Here is a 19,358-nt window from a genome sequence, read left to right on the forward strand (position 1 = left end):
GTCATGATTGAACTTAGTGCAGCAGACATAGCGGAAATTACCGGCGGCGAACTGATTGGCGGGGCCGCGCAGGCGCCGAACGCGATCGTGAACTCGGCCACAACCGACTCCCGGGAAGCCTCCCCGGGGTCCCTGTTCATCGCCAAACCCGGCGAGGCTTCCGACGGACACCTCTTCGTCGAAGCGGCCTTCGCCCGCGGCGCGGTCCTGGCCCTGGTCGAGCGTCCGGTCCAGGATCCCTCCGGCGGCGTGTACCCGGCCATCCTGGTTCCCGACGCCGTCCTGGCCATGGGTGTGCTGGCCGGCGACATTGTCCGGCGGCTGCGGGCCGATGCGCCGCTGACCGTCATCGGCATCACCGGATCGGCGGGCAAGACCACCACCAAGGACCTGCTGGCCGGCATCCTGCGCGCCGAAGGCGAAACAGTGGCTCCCATGGGGTCCTACAACGGCGAGGTCGGCGTTCCGCTGACCATTTTCGGCGCCGGTTACGGCACGCGCTACCTCGTGGTTGAAATGGGCGCCACCGGCATCGGCCACATCGAGTACCTGGCGTCGATGGTGAAGCCCGACATCGGTGTCGTCCTCGGCGTGGGCAGCGCGCATGCCGGGGAGTTCGGCGGCGTGGAAAACATCGCCAAGGCCAAGGGCGAACTCGTTGAGGCACTGGCACCGGGCGGCACCGCCGTCCTGAACGCCGACGACATCCGGGTTTCCGCCATGGCGGCACGGGCAGGTTCGGACGTCGGGGTCCTGTACTTCACGTCGTCGCCGGAGGCAGCGCACGGAGCAAAATCGGCGCTGCGCGCCGTGGATGCCCGCACTGACGCCCTCGGCCGGCCCGTCTTCACCCTCCGGTTCCCGGACGGCAGCGAACACCCGGTGGAATCCGGGCTGATCGGCGCCCACCACACGGCAAACCTCCTGGCCGCCGCCGCTGCCGCCTTTGCCGCCGGCATTCCGGGCGACCGGATCGCGGCCGGGCTCTCCGGACAGAAAGCTGCCAGCCGCTGGCGCATGGAACGCACCGACCGCGCTGACGGCGTCACCGTCATCAACGATGCCTACAACGCCAACCCCGAATCCATGCGGGCAGCCCTGCGCACCCTGGCCGAACTGGGCCAGGGGCGGCGCACCTGGGCCGTGCTGGGCGAAATGCTCGAACTCGGCGACTCAGCAGTCACCGAGCACGACGCCGTCGGCCGCTACGTGGTCCGCCTGAACATCTCCCAGCTCATTGTGGTCGGCACCGGTGCACGCGCCATGCACACCGGTGCGGTCATGGAAGGGTCCTGGGGCGACGAATCCATTTTCGTGGAAACAGCCGAGGACGCCGAACGCATCCTCAACGCTTCACTGGAACCCGGCGACCTGGTTCTTTTCAAATCCTCAAACGGCGCTGCCCTGCGCTACCTCGGTGATCGGATAGCTTTGAACGCCCCATCTTCAACCTCCGCCCTGCCGCCGGAATCCCGGCCGCAGCACACCAGCCCGGAACCTGCCGGGGAAGCCGGAGGCGTCCAGTAGTGGTTTCCCTGCTTATCGGCTCTTCGCTGGCCCTGGTCTTTGCCTTCATCGGCACCCCGCTCTTCATCCGGTTCCTGGTGCGGAAAAGTTACGGGCAGTTTGTCCGCGACGACGGACCGACCTCGCACCACACCAAGCGCGGCACGCCCACCATGGGCGGCACCGTCATCGTCGCGTCAGTCGTGGCGTCCTACTTCATCACTCACCTGATCAGTTACGCCATCAATCCCAGCAGTTTCGGACCGTCAGTCTCCGGGCTGCTGGTGCTGTTCCTGATGGTCGGCATGGGAATGGTGGGGTTCATTGACGACTACACCAAGATCTCCCGCCAGCGCAGCCTGGGCCTGAACGCCAAGGCCAAGCTGATCCTGCAGACCCTGGTGGGCGTCACCTTCGCGATCCTGGCCCTGAACTTCCCGAACGACCAGGGCCGGACTCCGGCCTCGACCAGAATCTCCTTCATCCGCGACACCGGAGTCGACCTGGCCTTCGCCGGAACGCTGATTGGCGCGATCCTGTTCATCCTGTGGGCCATCGTGATCATCACCGGCACCACCAACGGCGTGAACCTGGCCGACGGCCTGGACGGCCTGGCCGCCGGCGCCTCGATCCTGGTCTTCGGCGCCTACTTCCTGATCGGCATCTGGCAGTCGAACCAGAGCTGCGGAGCCCCCGGCTCCGGGGCCGTCTGTTACGAGGTCCGCGACCCGATGGACCTGGCCCTGCTCGCCGGCGCGATCGCCGGCTCCCTGGTGGGCTTCCTCTGGTGGAACACCTCACCGGCCAAGATCTTCATGGGCGACACCGGATCCCTGGCCATCGGCGGTGCCATCGCGGCGTTCGCCATCCTCTCCCGCACCGAACTGCTGCTGGTGATCCTTGCCGGGCTCTTCGTGATCATCACCCTTTCGGTGATCATCCAGGTGGGGTACTTCAAGATCAGCGGCGGAAAGCGCGTGTTCAAAATGGCACCGCTGCAGCATCACTTCGAGCTCAAGGGCTGGGCTGAGGTCACTGTCGTGGTCCGGTTCTGGATCGTGGCAGGTCTCTGCGTCGCCGTCGCCCTGGGCCTCTTCTACGCGGAATGGGTGGTCGGAAATTGAGCGACTCAGCAGACACCGGGTCCGGCAACACTGAGGCCGGAACATCGCGGCTGGACGGACTGACCACCTGGGACGCGCCCTGGCGCGGACTGCGCGTGGTCGTCACCGGGATCGGCCTGTCCGGATTCTCGGCAGCCGACACCCTGATCGAGCTCGGCGCCCGCGTGGTGGTCGTGGATGCGAAGGACACCGAAGAGAACCGCGCCAAGGCCGACACCCTGCAGATCGTGGGTGCCGCCGACGTCCTGCTGGGCGCTGACTCCGCCAAGGAGCTGCCGCTGGTGGACGGCGAGCCGGCTGAACTGGTGGTCACCTCGCCCGGATTCAGCCCATCCCACCCCCTGATGACCGCCGCTTCCGATGCCGGCATCCCGGTGTGGGGAGATGTGGAACTGGCGTGGCGGGTCCGCGTCCGCGAAGGCCGCAAGACGGCCGAGTGGCTGACGATCACCGGAACCAACGGCAAGACCACCACCGTGTCAATGACCGAGAGCATGCTCCGCGCCGCCGGCCTGCGCGCCATCGCCGCGGGCAACGTGGGCACTCCCATCCTGGACGCCATCCGCGATCCGCAGGGCTACGACGTTATTGCGGTGGAACTCTCCAGCTTCCAGCTGCACTGGTCCTCCTCGATCTCGCCCCTGGCGAGCGTGTGCCTGAACATCGCCGAGGACCACGTGGACTGGCACGGATCCTACGAGGCGTACCTGGCCGACAAGGCAAAGATCTACGAAAACACCCGCGTCGCCTGCATCTACAACGCTGAGCAGTCCGAGACCGAGCACATGGTCGAAGAAGCCGACGTCGTGGAAGGCTGCCGCGCCGTGGGCTTCACCACCGGCATGCCCGCCGTCTCCATGGTGGGCATGGTGGAAAACCTGCTGGTGGACCGCGCCTTCATCGAACAGCGCAAGGATTCCGCCGCGGAACTGGCCTCCCTGGCCGACGTCGGCGAACCGGCGCCGCGGCACATGGTGGCCAACGCCCTGGCGGCTGCAGCCCTGGTGCGGGCTTTCGGCGTCGAGCCGGTTGCCGTCCGGGACGGGCTTCGGGCCTATGCCCCCGGTGCACACCGCATCCAGCCGGTGGCCCGCCTCAATGACATCCTCTGGGTCGACGATTCCAAGGCCACCAACCCGCATGCGGCCGCCGCTTCGCTTTCGGCGTTCGACCCGGTGGTCTGGATTGCCGGCGGACTGTCCAAGGGAGTGGACTACGACGACCTCGTCCGGACCCAGGCTCCGCGGCTGCGTGCGGTCATCCTGATCGGCGCCGATTCCTCCCGGCTTCGCGAGGCCCTGGCACGACACGCCCCGGGCATCCGGGTGATTGACGCCGTTCCGCCCCACACTGGTGGAAGGCCCGCCTCCGTACCAGTAGTCAGCGGGGAGGAAGTGATGGCCCTGGCTGTCGCCGCCGCAGCCGCTGAGGCCCGTTCCGGAGACACGGTCCTCATGGCGCCGGCAGCGGCATCCATGGATCAGTTCGCGTCCTACGCACACCGCGGCGACGCTTTCATCGAGGCTGTCCGCGGGTACGTGGAAGGACAGGCGCAGACCACCAAGGAGTCCTAGATGGTCACTACGTCCTCAGGAAACCCCCGCAAGCCTGTGCTTCGCTCCAAGCGGCCGGCCGCCGGCACCTCACCGGCGGCCTCGGGCCGGGGAACCGGCACGCCGTCGTCGGGCCGGCCCGCGTCCGCAGGCTCCCGGCCTGCGTCCCGCGCGCCCGCCGCGCCGGGCAAGAAACCGTCGATGTTCGAACGCGGCATCGTCCTCATCGATGGCAGCCGCCGCACAGCCACCGGATCGGCCTATTACACGATTCTGGGCGCCTCGCTGGCGCTGACGGCCATCGGACTGATGATGGTGCTTTCGGCATCCTCGGTGGAGTCCATCGCCGCCTCGGCCGGTGAATCGGTGGGCAGTACCTTCAACTTCTTCGTGAAACAGGCCATGTTCGCCGGGCTCGGCGTGGCCGCCATGCTGGGCTTGTCGCGGCTCGGTCCCAAAACGTTCAAAAAGATGGCATGGGGCCTGATGGCCCTGGCCGCCGTGCTGCTGATCCTGGTACTCATTCCGGGGATCGGCAAGGAAGTGAACGGCAACCGGAACTGGATCGAAATTGGTCCGATCACCGGGCAGCCCTCCGAGGCGGCGAAGCTGGCCATGGCCATCTGGTTCGCCTCCATGCTGTCCCTGAAGCAGAAGCTCATCACCCAGTGGAAGCACGCCCTGGTTCCCGTGGTCTTCCCCGGCGGGCTGCTGCTGATCGGGCTGGTCATGCTCGGCAGCGACCTGGGCACCGTGATCATCATGGGCATGATCATGATTGCCGCCCTCTTCTTTGCCGGGGCGCCGCTGCGCTTCCTCACCGCGCTGGTGGGACTGGGCGCGGGCGCCGCGGTGCTGATGTCGGCGCTCAGCGGCAACCGCTCCAGCCGAATCAGCGCGTGGCTGAAGCTGGACTGCGGGGGAGGCGTGTGCGACCAGGCCAATGCCGGCATGTACGCCCTGGCCTCCGGCGGCTGGTTCGGTGTGGGCATCGGGCAGAGCCGGCAGAAGTGGAGCTGGATCCCCGAAGCCCACAACGACTTCATCTTCGCGATCATCGGTGAGGAGTTCGGCCTGCTGGGCACGCTCCTGATCGTGCTGCTCTTCGGCGTCCTGGCCGTGGCCACGATCCGGATGACGATGCGACACACGGATCCGTTCATCCGGATCCTCTGCGGCTCCATCCTGGTCTGGATCATCGGGCAGGCCTTCGTGAACATCGCCATGGTGACCGGGCTCCTTCCGGTGATCGGCGTACCGCTGCCCTTCATCTCCTACGGCGGGTCCTCCCTGACCTTCACCCTGGCCGCCATCGGTGTCCTGCTCTCCTTCGCCCGCAAAGTCCCCGAACACAAACTTCCCGAAAGTGAACCATCAGCTCCATGACGCAACGTCCCCTTTCCCTCGTCCTCGCCGGAGGCGGCACCGCCGGGCACATCAGCCCGCTCCTTGCGGTGGCCGGAGCCGTGCGGGACTCCGCGCCGGAGTCCCGCATCAAGGTTGTGGGCACCGCCGCCGGGATGGAAACGCGGCTCGTTCCGGCAGCCGGCTTTGAGCTGGCCGTCATCGACCGCGTGCCAATGCCGCGCCGGCCCGGCGCCGATCTGGTCCGCCTGCCCGGCCGGCTGCTGCGCGCCGTAACGCAGGCCGGCGACATCCTCGACGAAGCCGCCGCCGACGTCGTCGTGGGCGTGGGCGGCTACGTCTCCACCCCGGTCTATCTTGCCGCCCGCCGCCGGAAGCTGCCGATCATCGTGCACGAGGCCAACGCCCGCCCCGGGCTGGCCAACCGCGTCGGCGCACGCTTTGCCGACGTCGTTGCCACGGCCTTCGCCGAGACCCGGCTGCCCGGCGCCCGGCTGGTGGGAATGCCGATGCGGCGGGAAATCTCCGGCCTGGACCGGCACGCCGCCCGGTCCGGAGCACGCGCCGCCCTCGGCCTGGATCCGTCGCTGCCCACCCTGGTGGTCACCGGTGGCTCCTCCGGTGCGGCCTCCATCAACCGGGCCGTGGAAGCATCGCTCCCGGCCCTTGCCGCCGCGGGCATCCAGACCCTGCACATCACCGGCCGCGGCAAGCAACTGTTCACCGCCGACGGCGCACTGCTGAGCGCCCCGCGCTACCACCAGGTCGAATACGTCGACGGCATGGAACAGGCCTACGCTGCCGCCGACCTGCTGCTGGCCCGCTCCGGTGCCGGCACCGTCTGCGAAATCAGCGCCGTCGGCCTGCCCGCCGTGCTGGTGCCGCTGCCGCACGGCAACGGTGAGCAGGCGCTGAACGCTGCCGGCCTCGTCGCCGCCGGCGGAGCGCTTCTCGTTTCGGACAGCCTCTTCACAGCGGAGTGGATATCGGACAAGCTGATACCTTTGCTGGCCGATCCCGCAGCGCTGGAGTCGATGTCCGCGGCCGCGGCCGCCCAGGGCATCCGGGACGCCGACCGGCAGATGGCGACATTCATTCTCGAAGCAAACGTAAGGTTCCGCGCATGAGCAGGCTGAAGCTGTCGGACCTCGGACGGGTGCATTTCATTGGGCTTGGGGGAGCGGGCATGTCAGCCGTTGCCCGGGTAATGATGGGCCAAGGCGTTTCCGTCTCCGGCTCCGACTCCCGTGATTCACCGGGGCTCCGCGCCCTGGAAGCCCTGGGCGCCACCGTATTTGTCGGGCAGGATGCCGCGAATGTGCAGGGCGCGGACACAGTGGTGATCTCCACTGCCATCCGATCGGAGAATCCTGAACTTGCCGCGGCCCGGGCCGCGGGGCTGAGGATCATTCACCGGTCCGTTGCCCTGGCCGCGGCCATGGGCAACCAGGAGGTGGTGGCCGTCGCCGGAACACACGGAAAGACCACCACCACCGCGATGGTGACCGTCCTGCTGCGCGAAGCCGGACTGGATCCGTCCTTCGCCATCGGCGGCGATGTCGCTGCGCTGGGGGTCAACGCCGCGCACGGCAGCGGCAACGTGTTCGTTGCCGAGGCCGACGAATCCGACGGTTCGTTCCTGAACTACCTGCCCCGGATCACCGTCATCACCAACGTCGAGGCCGACCACCTGGACCACTACGGCACCGAGGAAGCCGTCTTCGCCTCCTTTGACCGTTTTGTCCGGCTGCTGCCCGCTGACGGCCTGCTGGTGGCCTGCGCCGATGATCCCGGTGCCGTCGACGTGGTGAGCCGCTCCGGCGCTGCGCAGGTCCGCACCTACGGCTACAGCGAGACGGCCGACATCCGCATCACCAAGACCCGGCCGGTGGCCAGCGGTTCGGTCTCCGTGCTCCGCTTCAGCCTCGACGGCCTGGAATGCGAGCAGGAACTGCGCCTCCTGGTTCCCGGGGCGCACAACATCCGCAACGCTGCTGCGGCCTTCGCCGTCGGACTCGGACTGGGCGTGGATCCGGCCCGAGCCGCGGCAGGGCTGGCAGTGTTCTCCGGTGCGGCCCGGAGGTTTGAAGCCAAGGGCGCCGTGCGCGGCGTCCGGGTCTTCGATGACTACGCCCACCATCCCACCGAACTGGTGGCCGCACTGGAGGCCGCCCGCACGGTTGCCGGGGAGCACCGCGTCCACGTCCTGTTCCAGCCGCACCTGTTCAGCCGGACGCTGGCCTTTGCCGCGGAGTTCGCCTCCGCCCTGGAGCTGGCGGACAGCGCGACAGTGCTGGACATTTACGCCGCGCGGGAAGACCCGGTGGAAGGCGTCACCAGCGAGCTGATCACCGCCCGCGTGAACCGTCCCGGCGGCTACGCGCCCGATCCGGCCCGAGCCGTGCAGGACATCTGCCGCCGCGCAGCGGCCGGCGACATCATCCTGACCGTGGGTGCCGGCGACGTCACCGCGTTCGGTGCCGTCCTGGTGCGGGAACTCGCCCGGACCGCTGAAACCGGCCCCGCCGGAGATTCCGCCGCAGCGGCGGTTCCGCCCGCGTCCCGTGAGGGACACCGTGGGTAGCCGGAAGCCGCGCCGGCCAGCGGTGGACCAGGGACGCCCCGGACCGTCCGCCCGAAGCGGGGACGGCCTGCGCCGTTCCGGGCACGGCGAACCGCGCCGGACCGCCGGTCCGCGCCGCGGAGCCGACCGGGCATCCCACCATTCCGGGGCCGGCGCGGACCCGCGGCTCCGCGCCGGGGAAGGAACATCCTGGGGAGCTGGTTCCGCCGGCGAGGCGACTGTCTCCGCCACGGTCCTGTCCTTTCCCCAACCGCCGGTCCGCCGGCGTCGGCGGTGGCTGCTCATCTCGGCGGTGTCCGGTGTTGTCCTGTTCGGCGCGTTTCTGGCCGTCCTGTTTTTCTCGCCGGCTTTGGCGCTGAAGACGGTGACGGTGCAGGGCAACTCGCTGCTGTCCACCGAAGAGGTGCAGAGCGCCCTGCAGCCGCTGATGGGACAGCCGCTGACCACGATTGCCGACGACGACGTCGCGGTGCTGCTGGCGGACCGGCCGGAGGTCGCCGGCGTGGACGTGGTGGCGCAGCCGCCGTCCGAGATTGTGGTGACCATAGCCGAGCGGGTCCCGGTGGCCGTCCTGCAGAGCGGCGACGCCTTCCTGCTGATTGACGACGATGGCCTGGCCATCGGCACGGCGGCCAACCGGGCCGAGGCCCGGCTGCCGCTGATCGACGGCGGAACCGAGGCGGTGAACACGGAGGTGTTCAGCACTGTCACGTCCGTCCTGTCCGTTTTGCCCGAAGATGTCCTGGCGCAGCTTGACCACGCCTCGGCATCGTCGGTCGACTCCGTGGAGCTGCAGCTCCTCAACGGACAGAAGGTATTCTGGGGGAGCGCCGAATCCAATGTGGCCAAGGCCCGCACCCTGGAAGCGCTGATGAAGATGCCGCCCAAGGATCCGCCGATCAAGGTATTTGATGTCAGCACTCCGAGCGCACCGGTAACACGGTGATATTTACCTCTTGGGGCAAAGAAAAATCCGACACGCGGCAGAGGTAATTGCAGAACCAGTTTTCGCCCCATAGCGTCACAGGTAGAGGATTACTTGACATAACTATAACCTTCAACTTGAGCCTTAGGGTCTTAAGCTGAAGGTTGGACGTAAGGTTCAAGGTTTTTCGGCCGGGGGATGATCCCCGGCCACCAATGATCAGTTGCACAGATTCGAACAAGGGACACAGGACGTGGCAGCACCGCAGAATTACTTGGCCGTCATCAAGGTCGTCGGCATCGGCGGCGGTGGCGTGAACGCCGTAAACCGGATGATTGACGTAGGACTCCGAGGCGTGGAGTTCATCGCCATCAACACCGATGCACAGGCACTGCTGATGAGCGACGCCGACGTCAAGCTTGACGTCGGCCGTGAGCTGACCCGCGGCCTGGGCGCCGGTGCGGATCCCGAGGTTGGCCGCAAGGCAGCCGAAGATCACGCCGAGGAGATCGAGGAAGTCCTGCGCGGGGCTGACATGGTCTTCGTCACCGCAGGCGAGGGTGGCGGCACCGGTACCGGCGGCGCTCCCGTCGTGGCCCGGATCGCCCGTTCCCTGGGTGCCCTGACCATTGGCGTGGTTACGCGCCCCTTCACTTTCGAAGGCCGCCGCCGCTCCAACCAGGCCGAGTCGGGCATCGACACGCTGCGCGAGGAAGTCGACACGCTGATCGTGATTCCGAACGACCGCCTGCTGTCCATCAGCGACCGCAACGTGTCCATGCTGGACGCTTTCCGTTCCGCTGACCAGGTGCTGCTCTCCGGCGTTCAGGGCATCACCGACCTGATCACCACCCCGGGCCTGATCAACCTCGACTTCGCGGATGTGAAGTCGGTGATGCAGGGTGCAGGTTCGGCCCTCATGGGCATCGGTTCCGCACGAGGGGAGGACCGGGCCGTCAAGGCCGCCGAGCTGGCAATAGCTTCTCCTCTGCTGGAAGCCTCCATCGACGGCGCCCACGGCGTCCTGCTCTCCATTCAGGGTGGCTCCGACCTCGGCCTGTTCGAGATCAACGAAGCTGCGCGCCTGGTGCAGGAAGTGGCCCACCCCGAGGCCAACATCATCTTCGGTGCCGTCATTGACGACGCCCTTGGTGATGAAGCACGCGTGACGGTCATCGCCGCCGGCTTCGACCAGGTCGACGTGACCTCGCAGCCGATTTCGCACAAGCCGGCCGAGCCCGCAGCACCGCCGGTCAACGCACCGGCAGGCGGCAGCTACGCCGGCGCCGCACCCGCTTCCGCGGGCCTGTCGGCGTGGTCGCAGCGCTCGACCCAGCACAGCGACGTTCCCGCCGACGCCGGTTTCGACGTCGACCTGCCGGCCGTCGTGGAATCGGACCTGTCCACGGGCCGGAACGACGACCTGGACGTTCCTGATTTCCTGAAGTAACACCCCCCGGTCCGGACACGAGTCCGGAACGCCCGGCAGCAGCGAGGTTGTTCGACAATGTTTTGGTGGCAGACACAGACCGGTGACGGGCTGACCGTCGGCTTCACCAATACGGCGGCGGGCAACCTCGCTTTGCATGTCGGGGATGATCCCGCACAGGTTCGGCTGCGCCGCGGCGCCCTGGAAAAAGCCATGACCGTTGCCGCGGGATCGCTGCGGTTCATGAACCAGGTCCATTCCGCCGACGTCGCACTCGTTTCCGGCGGAACGGACGCCGCTTCCGCCGCCCCGACCGCTGATGCCCTCGTCAGTCCCGACGGAAGCGCGCCCCTGGCCGTCATGGTGGCGGACTGCGTACCCGTGGTGCTAGTTGGCCGGAAACCCGGCGGCGGCGTCGTGACCGCTGCGGCCCACGCCGGACGCAAGGGGCTGCTGGACGGCGTCCTGCCCAACACCGTGCGGGCGATGCGTGCAGCCGGTGCCGCCGGCATCACGGCCTGGATCGGCCCGAGCGTGTGCGGTGAATGCTACGAGGTTCCCGAAGCCATGCTCGAGGAAGCGGCAGACCTGCTGCCGGTGCTGCGGTCGCGCACCCGGCGGGGCACGCCGGCCCTGGACCTCCCGGCCGGCGCCGAGGCCCAGCTGGCCGCCCTGGACGTGGAAGTGATCCGCGTGCCCGGCTGCACGCTGGAATCCGATGAGCTGTACTCGCACCGGCGCACCAGCAGTGCCGGGCGCTTTGCCGGTGTCGTCTGGCTGAGCTGAGCCACCAGAGCTGAGCCGCCGGACCCCACCGGACCACGGCCCTTTTTCCGGCGGGCAACGCCCGCGTTCGACCCAAGGAACGAACCCCCATGACATCGAGCATTTCCCCGGCTGTCCGCGCAGCCGAACTCGCCGAACGGCTTGGCCGGGTCCAAGCCCGCATCCGGGCAGCGGCACCTCCGGGAACCGCTCCAACGCTGATCGTGGTCACGAAATACTTTCCCGCGGCCGACGTCGAACTGCTGGCCGGTCTGGGCGTCACCGACGTCGGGGAAAACAAGGACCAGGAGGCGGCTGCGAAAGCTGCCGACACGGCGTCCCTGGGGCTGTCCTGGCACTTCATCGGCCAGCTGCAAAGCAACAAGGCCAAGTCGGTGGTGCGCTATGCCGAAGCCGTCCATTCCGTTGACCGGGCCTCGCTCGTTCGGGCCCTGGCCAAGGCGATGGAGGCCGAGCAGCAGCGCCGAACCGGCGCCGGGCTGCCGCCGCGGGCGGACCTGGAGTGCTTTCTCCAGGTCGACCTGCGCGACCCCGCCGCCGGCGCGGGCACGACACCTTCCGGCCCGGCCCGCGGGGGAACGCTGCCCGCCGATGTACCGGCCCTCGCTGACGCCGTGGCTGCGGCGCCCGGTCTCCGGTTGGCCGGCCTGATGGCGGTGGCGCCGCTGGGCGGGGACCCGCGCGAGGCCTTCGGTCGGCTCCGCGCCCTGTCCGGGCAGCTGCAGGAAACCCACCCCGGCGCCGCAGGGATATCGGCCGGAATGAGCGGGGACCTGGAAGCAGCACTGGAATACGGGGCGACACACCTGCGCATCGGCTCCGATATTCTCGGGCCGCGCCCCCCGGTGCGGTAGCGTCTAATGGAGGAAAGTTCCTCATTTGGCGAGGAACGGGTGCTACGGCGCTGAAGTTCTAGAAGGAGCAACCATGGCTGGCGCAATGCGCAGGACAATGATTTACCTTGGCCTCGCCGACGGTGACGAGCACTACGAGTCCGAGCCGAAGACCCAGCGGGATGCCCCGGCACGCAGCGAGGAATACACGCCCGATTTCGAGCGTGCCGAGCGTCCGGACCGGGAAGCCGAGCCGACACCGGCACCTGCCCCCGTGACCCGCACCGCAGTCGAGGAGTACCGGGCACCGGTAACGCCGATCAAACGAGCTCCGTCATCCCGAGAGGAAGTGGCTGGCTTGCGCCAGATCACCACCGTCCACCCCCGTTCGTACAACGACGCCAAGATCATCGGCGAGAGTTTCCGTGACGGCATTCCCGTGATCATGAACGTGACCGACATGGGCGAAGCCGACGCCAAGCGGCTCGTCGATTTCTCCGCTGGCCTCGTCTTCGGACTGCGCGGTAGCATTGAGCGCGTGACCAACAAGGTCTTCCTGCTGTCGCCCTCCTACGTGGAGGTGCTGGGGGATGACAAAAAGGTCAGCGAGTCCCAGTCGGCATTCTTCAACCAGAGCTGACCGCATCCCCGCCGCGGCGGGGGCAGTGCGGGCGGCTGAGGCTTACCCGGAAACGAAACCACACGCGTGAGTATTATTTTTTCCCTGCTGTATCTGCTGCTGGTCCTCTTTTATTTTGCCCTGCTGCTGCGGATTGTTTATGACGCGGTCCAAATCTTTGCCCGCCAATGGCGCCCCAAGGGGCCCGCACTGGTGCTCGCATCAGTGATCTACGGCGCAACGGATCCGCCCATCCGGCTCCTGCGGAGATTCATCCCTCCGCTGAGGCTTGGCGGCATCTCCCTGGACCTGGCGTTCATCGTGCTGTTCATCGTGGTCGCCATTGCCAGGTCGATCGTGGCCAGCCTCATCCGCTAGCTGCGGCCCCTCCGGGACCGGTTAGTCTTCCGCACCCGGAAGATATACTGTGAAAAAGAATTAGACTTCCCAGTTTCTTATGTTCGTTATTCTGTACGTAGAACCGTCTGCTTGACTCGCAGGCGAATCTTATAATGTGAGGTGACCAGATGGCTCTGACGCCAGAAGATGTTGTCAATAAGCGGTTCCAGCCGACTAAGTTCCGTGAAGGCTACGACCAGGATGAGGTTGACGATTTCCTCGACGAGATCGTCGTCGAGCTTCGCCGCCTGACCGCGGAGAATGAAGACCTGCGCCGCCAGCTCGCTGATTGCGTTGCCGGCACCAGCACCAGCACCGGCACCAGCACCGAAGCCTCAGTTCCGGCCCCGGTCTCCGCCGCGGCGAAGACCGAGCAGGTCACCGAGCCGGTGAAGGAAGCGAAGAAGCCCGAGGCCGTCAAGGCCGTGGAGCCCAAGGCTCCGGCCGCGAAGGCTGAAGAGCCCAAGGTCGAGGCTCCGGCCCCGGCCGCAGCAGCGGCACCCGCCGCCGCAGTGAGCAACACCGAGACCGCCGCCGGCATCCTGGCCATGGCCCAGAAGATGCACGACGACTACGTTGGTGCCGGTGTTGAGCAGCGCGACAAGATCATTGCGGACGCACAGATCGAAGCCACCGGCCTCGTCACCGAAGCCCAGGACAAGAGCCGCAAGATCCTCAGCAACCTGGAACAGCAGAAGGCTGTCCTGGAGCGCAAGGTCGAGCAGCTGCGCGGCTTCGAGCGCGACTACCGCTCACGCCTGAAGACCTACATCGAAGGCCAGCTGCGGGATCTTGACGCCCGCGGTTCCGTTGCCTCGGAGACCGCTGACGCGTAACCCGAACGGCCCCGTGGCGACACGGGTGGACTAAACTGAGATAAAGCACGGGCCGGCTGGCCGGGACGCCCCGGCCAGCCGGCCCGTTGTTTTGGATGCGGCGTCCTGCGACGCCGCCCACCAACGAAAGCACCGGGACGAAGAAACCTACATGACGAAATCTTCTGAGGAATCAGCGGCAGCCAAAGGCCACGCCGGCGCACACGTGCGTCCGGCCTGGACCGGTTACGCCCTGATCATGCTGGCCTGCGCTGTCCTGGCGCTCGGTTTTGACCAGCTCACCAAATGGTGGGTGGAGAGCACCATGACCCTGGGCCAGGTCACCGACGTGCTGCCGCCGGTGCTGCGCTGGCATTACATCCTCAACCCCGGGGCGGCGTTCTCCATCGGCACCGACCACACCTGGGTGTTCACCATCATCATGGTGGCCGTCAGCGGGTTCCTGGTGTACCTCATGCTGAAGGTGCGCTCCCTGTCCTGGGCCATCGCGCTCGGGCTGGTTCTGGGCGGCGCACTGGGGAACCTCACGGACCGGCTGTTCCGGGCCCCCTCGTTCGGACAGGGCCACGTGGTGGACTTCATTGCCCTGCCGAACTTCGCCATTTTCAACATTGCGGACTCCTGCGTGGTCAGTGGCGTCATCCTGGTCTGCCTGCTGACCCTGCGCGGCACGGGCCTGGACGGGAAGCGGGATGAACCCCGGAACTCCGTTGCCGTCCACGACGGCGAACAGGGAAGCAACGCCCGGGAAACCGGCACACAAGATACGAAGAACGGCGAAGACTAACCATGAACGAGATCCATACCGTCCTGCAGATTCCGGACGAGGCCGACGGCGGCCGCGCCGATGCGGTCCTGGCCAAACTCCTTGATGTCTCGCGCTCCACGGTGGCCCCCTGGTTCACCGACGGCTACTTCAGCATGGCGGGGCGCCCGCTGGGCAAATCGGACCGGCTGGCTGCCGGCGACAAGGTCACCGTGGACATTCCCGAACTCCGGGACCCGCTCGCCGTCGTCGTCGAGCCGGTCGAAGGCCTGAACATCCTTCTCGACGACGAACACTTTGTTGTCATCGACAAGCCGGTGGGCGTGGCAGCGCATCCGTCCCCGGGCTGGGTTGGCCCCACCGTCGTCGGCGGCCTGGCTGCCGCCGGCTACCGCATCTCCACCTCCGGAGCTCCGGAGCGGCAGGGCATCGTCCACCGGCTGGACGTGGGCACCTCCGGAGCCATGGTGGTGGCCAAAACCGAGCACGCCTACAACGTGCTGAAGCAGGCTTTCAAGGACCGCACCGTGGACAAGATGTACCACGCCGTGGTCCAGGGCCTGCCGGATCCGCTGCGCGGCACCATTGACGCGCCGATCGGCCGGCACCCCTCCTACGACTGGCGCTTCGCAGTGCTGGAGGGCGGGCGCCCGTCGGTCACCCGCTACGAGGTGCTGGAGGCCTTCGGCAAGGCGTCCCTGGTGGAGGTGCAGCTGGAAACGGGCCGGACGCACCAGATCCGGGTGCATTTCTCCGCCCTCAAGCACCCCTGTGCCGGAGATCTCACCTACGGCGCCGAGGCCAAACTCGCGGCCGAGCTGGGCCTGACCCGGCAGTGGCTGCATGCCCGCCAACTGGCCTTTTCCCACCCCGGCACCGGTGAACGCGTGGAAGTTGTCAGTGAATATCCGCAGGATCTGCAGTACGCCCTGGACGCCCTCCGGCGCGGCGACGTCTAGCCGGCTGCCCGCGCCGGAGCCGCGGACCGGCTCCGGTCGCGGCGTGCCGTCCGGAGCCCGCCGCGACCGGGCCTAGAATGGTTCGGTGGCTTCAGCAACTAGTTCTTCGAAATCGTTTGTCCATCTTCACAACCACACCGAATACTCCATGCTGGACGGTGCGGCCCGTCTGACGGACCTCTTCAGCCACGCTGACGAGCTGGGAATGAACGCCGTGGCGACCACTGACCACGGGTTCGTGTTCGGTGCGTTCGACTTCTGGAACAAGGCCCGCAACGCCGGGATCAAGCCGATCATCGGCGTCGAGGCCTATCTGACCCCGGGCACCGCCCGAGCGGACAAGACCCGCGTCAAGTGGGGCGACGGCGGCCGGAACGACGTGTCCGGTGCCGGTGCCTACACGCACATGACCATGTGGTCCGAGACCACCGAGGGCATGCACAACCTCTTCCGGATGTCCTCCCTGGCCTCGCTGGAGGGCTTCCTCTACAAGCCGCGCATGGACCGGGACCTGCTGCAGACCTACGGCAAGGGACTCATCGCCACCACCGGCTGCCCGTCGGGGGAAGTGCAGACGAAGCTGCGCCTGGGGCTGTACCGCGAGGCGGTTCAGGCGGCCTCGGACTTCCGCGACATCTTCGGTGCTGATAACTTCTTCTGCGAAATCATGGACCACGGCCTGGACATTGAGCGCAACGTGCAGGCGGACCTGTTCAAGCTCGCCCGGGAACTGAAGCTGCCGCTGGTGGCCACCAACGACCTGCACTACACACACGCGGAGGACGCGTCGGCGCACGCGGCCCTGCTGTGCGTGCAGTCCGGTTCCTCACTCGCCGACCCCAAGCGCTTCAAGTTCGACGCCGACGAGTTCTACCTGAAGTCCCCGGCCGAAATGCGGGCCATCTTCCGCGACTACCCCGAAGCCTGCGACAACACGCTGCTCATCGCCGAGCGCTGCGACGTCGAGTTCAACACCAACGCCAACTACATGCCGCGGTTCCCCACTCCGGAGGGGGAAAACGAGGAGTCCTGGTTCGTCAAGGAAGTGGAGGCGGGCCTGCACCGCCGCTATCCGAACGGCATCAGCGACGCCGTCCGCAAGCGCGCCGACTACGAAGTGGGCATCATTGCCCAGATGGGCTTCCCGGGGTACTTCCTGGTGGTGGCCGACTTCATCAACTGGGCCAAGGCCAACGGCATCCGCGTGGGTCCCGGCCGCGGCTCCGGCGCCGGCTCCATGGCCGCCTACGCCATGGGCATCACCGACCTGGACCCGCTGCAGCACGGCCTGATCTTCGAACGGTTCCTGAACCCGGACCGCGTTTCCATGCCTGACTTCGACGTCGACTTCGATGATCGGCGCCGTTCCGAGGTGATCCACTACGTCACCGAGAAATACGGCGACGAGCGCGTGGCCATGATCGTCACCTACGGCACCATCAAGGCCAAGCAGGCGCTGAAGGACTCCTCCCGCGTCATGGGCTACCCCTTCTCCGTGGGGGAGCGGCTGACCAAGGCCATGCCGCCGGACGTAATGGGCAAAGGCCTGTCCCTGGCCGACGTGCACAACAAGGAAGCCAAGCGGTACGGCGAGGCCGAGGAGCTGCGCGAACTGCTCCGCACCGACCCCGATTCCCAGCGGGTGTTTGACACGGCGCTCGGCCTGGAAGGCCTGAAACGGCAGTGGGGCGTGCATGCGGCCGGCGTGATCATGTCCTCGGATCCGCTGATCGACATCATTCCGATCATGCGCCGTGACCAGGACGGGCAGGTCATCACGCAGTTCGACTACCCCACCTGCGAAGGCCTGGGGCTGATCAAGATGGACTTCCTCGGCCTGCGCAACCTGACGATCGTCTCCGACGCCGTCGAGAACATCAAGAACAACCGCGGCGAGGACCTGGTCCTCGAAGACCTGCCGCTGGACCTGAAGCCCGCCTACGACCTCCTGGCCAGCGGCGACACGCTGGGCGTGTTCCAGCTCGACGGCGGACCCATGCGGTCGCTGCTCAAGAGCATGCGTCCTGACAACTTTGAAGACATCTCCGCGGTCATTGCGCTGTACCGGCCCGGTCCCATGGGTGCGAACTCGCACACCAACTATGCGCTGCGCAAGACCGGCCAGCAGGAAATCACTCCCATCCATCCGGAGCTCGAGGAACCGCTGGCGGAAATCCTGGGCACCACCTACGGCCTGATCGTGTATCAGGAGCAGGTTATGGCCATCGCGCAGAAGGTGGCAGGCTTCAGCCTCGGCCAGGCAGACATCCTGCGCCGGGCCATGGGTAAGAAAAAGAAGTCCGAACTGGACAAGCAGTACGCCGGCTTCCATCAGGGCATGGTGGACCGCGGCTACTCGGAGGCCGCGATCAAGGCACTCTGGGACATCCTGCTGCCGTTCTCCGACTACGCCTTCAACAAGGCGCACTCCGCGGCGTACGGCGTCGTCTCCTACTGGACCGCGTACCTGAAGGCGCAGTATCCGGCCGAGTACATGGCAGCCCTGCTCACCTCGGTCGGTGATGACAAGGACAAGCTGGCCATGTACCTGAACGAGTGCCGCAAGATGGGCATCACCGTGCTGCCGCCGGACGTGAACGAGTCCAGCGTGAACTTCACCCCGGTCGGCACCGACATCCGCTTCGGCATGGGTGCCATCCGCAACGTGGGCGCGAACGTGGTGCAGTCGATGGTCGCCGCCCGCGAGGAAAAGGGCGCGTTCACCAACTTCAAGGACTTCCTGATGAAGGTACCGGCGGTGGTCTGCAACAAGCGCACCATCGAATCCCTCATCAAGGCCGGGGCCTTCGACTCCATGGGTCATGCCCGGCGGCCGCTGGCCATGATCCACGAAGAGGCGATCGACTCCGTCGTCGTGCTCAAGCGCAACGAGGCGGTGGGCCAGTTCGACCTGTTCGCCGCGATCGCCGACCAGGAGCCGGAGGACTCGATCAGCATCGAGATTCCGGACCTGCCGGAGTGGGAAAAGAAGGACAAGCTCTCCTTCGAGCGCGACATGCTCGGCCTGTACGTCTCGGATCATCCGCTGCAGGGGCTCGAGGGCATCCTCAGCCAGCACGCAGATTCCTCCATCACCAACATTGTGGGGGAGGAAGGCCCGGCCGACGGCGCGATCGTCACCATCGCGGGCATGATCACCTCGCTGCAGCGCCGGATCGCGAAAAACAGCGGCAACGCCTATGCCCGCTGCGAGATCGAGGACCTGGCCGGTTCCATGGAGGTCATGTTCTTCGGCCAGGTCTACGGTCCGATCGCCGCGGTGCTGGCCGAGGACCTGATCGTGGTGGTCCGCGGCCGGCTGCAGCGCCGCGACGACGGCGCCGTGACGCTGAATGCGCAGGAACTGACCGTGCCGGACCTCAGCGAGGGGCACTCCGGGCCGGTGGTTATTTCGATGGCCACCTACAAGGCCACGGAGACCGTGGTGACCCAGCTCGGCGACGTGCTGCGCACCCATCCCGGAACCTCCGAGGTGCAGATCCGGCTCAACGGCTCACGCACGGTGGAAGTGATGAAACTGGGCGTTGACATGCGCGTGAACCCCACGCCGTCGTTGTTCGGCGACCTGAAGGTGCTGCTGGGCCCGGCCTGCCTCGACGCCTGAGGCGCCGGGGTTCGGCCCCCTGCAACCGTCCGCGGCCCCCTCGGGGGCG

The 19,358-nt window shown here is 66.9% G+C and carries 16 protein-coding genes; all 16 read left to right on the forward strand.

Annotation, left to right across the window (positions count from 1 at the left end):
- Positions 1-3: 3 nt before the first annotated feature.
- Complete coding sequence (locus QNO08_RS06305; RefSeq protein WP_229966978.1) at positions 4-1,527, forward strand: UDP-N-acetylmuramoyl-tripeptide--D-alanyl-D-alanine ligase; 1,524 nt, start codon at positions 4-6, stop codon at positions 1,525-1,527.
- Positions 1,527-2,630, forward strand: coding sequence for a phospho-N-acetylmuramoyl-pentapeptide-transferase (mraY, locus tag QNO08_RS06310; protein WP_229966977.1), 1,104 nt, complete (start codon positions 1,527-1,529; stop codon positions 2,628-2,630). The genes QNO08_RS06305 and mraY overlap by 1 nt, the downstream gene beginning before the upstream one ends.
- The gene (gene murD / locus QNO08_RS06315; RefSeq protein ID WP_229966976.1) at positions 2,612-4,204 is read left to right on the forward strand and encodes a UDP-N-acetylmuramoyl-L-alanine--D-glutamate ligase; all 1,593 of its coding nucleotides are present in this window, start codon (positions 2,612-2,614) and stop codon (positions 4,202-4,204) included. Before mraY ends, murD begins: the two co-directional genes overlap by 19 nt.
- On the forward strand, positions 4,205-5,569 hold the full coding sequence (gene ftsW, locus QNO08_RS06320) for a putative lipid II flippase FtsW (protein WP_229966975.1): 1,365 nt from the start codon (positions 4,205-4,207) through the stop codon (positions 5,567-5,569).
- On the forward strand, positions 5,566-6,675 hold the full coding sequence (gene murG, locus QNO08_RS06325; protein ID WP_229966974.1) for an undecaprenyldiphospho-muramoylpentapeptide beta-N-acetylglucosaminyltransferase: 1,110 nt from the start codon (positions 5,566-5,568) through the stop codon (positions 6,673-6,675). The genes ftsW and murG overlap by 4 nt, the downstream gene beginning before the upstream one ends.
- Entirely contained in the window at positions 6,672-8,132 is a 1,461-nt protein-coding gene (gene murC / locus QNO08_RS06330; protein ID WP_229966973.1) for a UDP-N-acetylmuramate--L-alanine ligase, read from the forward strand. Before murG ends, murC begins: the two co-directional genes overlap by 4 nt.
- Positions 8,125-9,078 carry a cell division protein FtsQ/DivIB gene (locus QNO08_RS06335; RefSeq protein ID WP_229966972.1) on the forward strand — a complete coding sequence of 318 codons (954 nt, stop codon included), beginning with the start codon at positions 8,125-8,127 and terminating at the stop codon, positions 9,076-9,078. Before murC ends, QNO08_RS06335 begins: the two co-directional genes overlap by 8 nt.
- Before the next feature lie 232 nt (positions 9,079-9,310).
- Positions 9,311-10,507, forward strand: coding sequence for a cell division protein FtsZ (gene ftsZ, locus QNO08_RS06340; RefSeq protein WP_229966971.1), 1,197 nt, complete (start codon positions 9,311-9,313; stop codon positions 10,505-10,507).
- A gap of 57 nt (positions 10,508-10,564) precedes the next feature.
- The gene (locus QNO08_RS06345) at positions 10,565-11,272 is read left to right on the forward strand and encodes a purine nucleoside phosphorylase YfiH/LACC1 family protein (RefSeq protein WP_229966970.1); all 708 of its coding nucleotides are present in this window, start codon (positions 10,565-10,567) and stop codon (positions 11,270-11,272) included.
- Positions 11,273-11,361: 89 nt separating this feature from the next.
- A complete protein-coding gene (locus QNO08_RS06350; protein ID WP_229966969.1) occupies positions 11,362-12,126 on the forward strand; it encodes a YggS family pyridoxal phosphate enzyme in 765 nt (254 codons plus the stop codon).
- A gap of 73 nt (positions 12,127-12,199) precedes the next feature.
- Entirely contained in the window at positions 12,200-12,745 is a 546-nt protein-coding gene (locus tag QNO08_RS06355) for a cell division protein SepF (RefSeq protein WP_229966968.1), read from the forward strand.
- Between the two features lie 66 nt (positions 12,746-12,811).
- On the forward strand, positions 12,812-13,102 hold the full coding sequence (locus tag QNO08_RS06360; protein ID WP_229966967.1) for a YggT family protein: 291 nt from the start codon (positions 12,812-12,814) through the stop codon (positions 13,100-13,102).
- 149 nt (positions 13,103-13,251) lie between these two features.
- Complete coding sequence (locus tag QNO08_RS06365) at positions 13,252-13,959, forward strand: DivIVA domain-containing protein (RefSeq protein ID WP_229966966.1); 708 nt, start codon at positions 13,252-13,254, stop codon at positions 13,957-13,959.
- Between the two features lie 151 nt (positions 13,960-14,110).
- On the forward strand, positions 14,111-14,746 hold the full coding sequence (gene lspA, locus QNO08_RS06370; RefSeq protein WP_442860528.1) for a signal peptidase II: 636 nt from the start codon (positions 14,111-14,113) through the stop codon (positions 14,744-14,746).
- 2 nt (positions 14,747-14,748) lie between these two features.
- Positions 14,749-15,684 carry an RluA family pseudouridine synthase gene (locus tag QNO08_RS06375; RefSeq protein ID WP_231712867.1) on the forward strand — a complete coding sequence of 312 codons (936 nt, stop codon included), beginning with the start codon at positions 14,749-14,751 and terminating at the stop codon, positions 15,682-15,684.
- Between the two features lie 85 nt (positions 15,685-15,769).
- Positions 15,770-19,309 carry a DNA polymerase III subunit alpha gene (dnaE, locus tag QNO08_RS06380; RefSeq protein WP_284015980.1) on the forward strand — a complete coding sequence of 1,180 codons (3,540 nt, stop codon included), beginning with the start codon at positions 15,770-15,772 and terminating at the stop codon, positions 19,307-19,309.
- The last annotated feature ends 49 nt before the right edge of the window (positions 19,310-19,358 follow it).

The sequence above is a fragment of the Arthrobacter sp. zg-Y820 genome (genome assembly GCF_030142155.1).
In the GTDB taxonomy this organism is placed as follows: Bacteria; Actinomycetota; Actinomycetes; order Actinomycetales; family Micrococcaceae; genus Arthrobacter_B.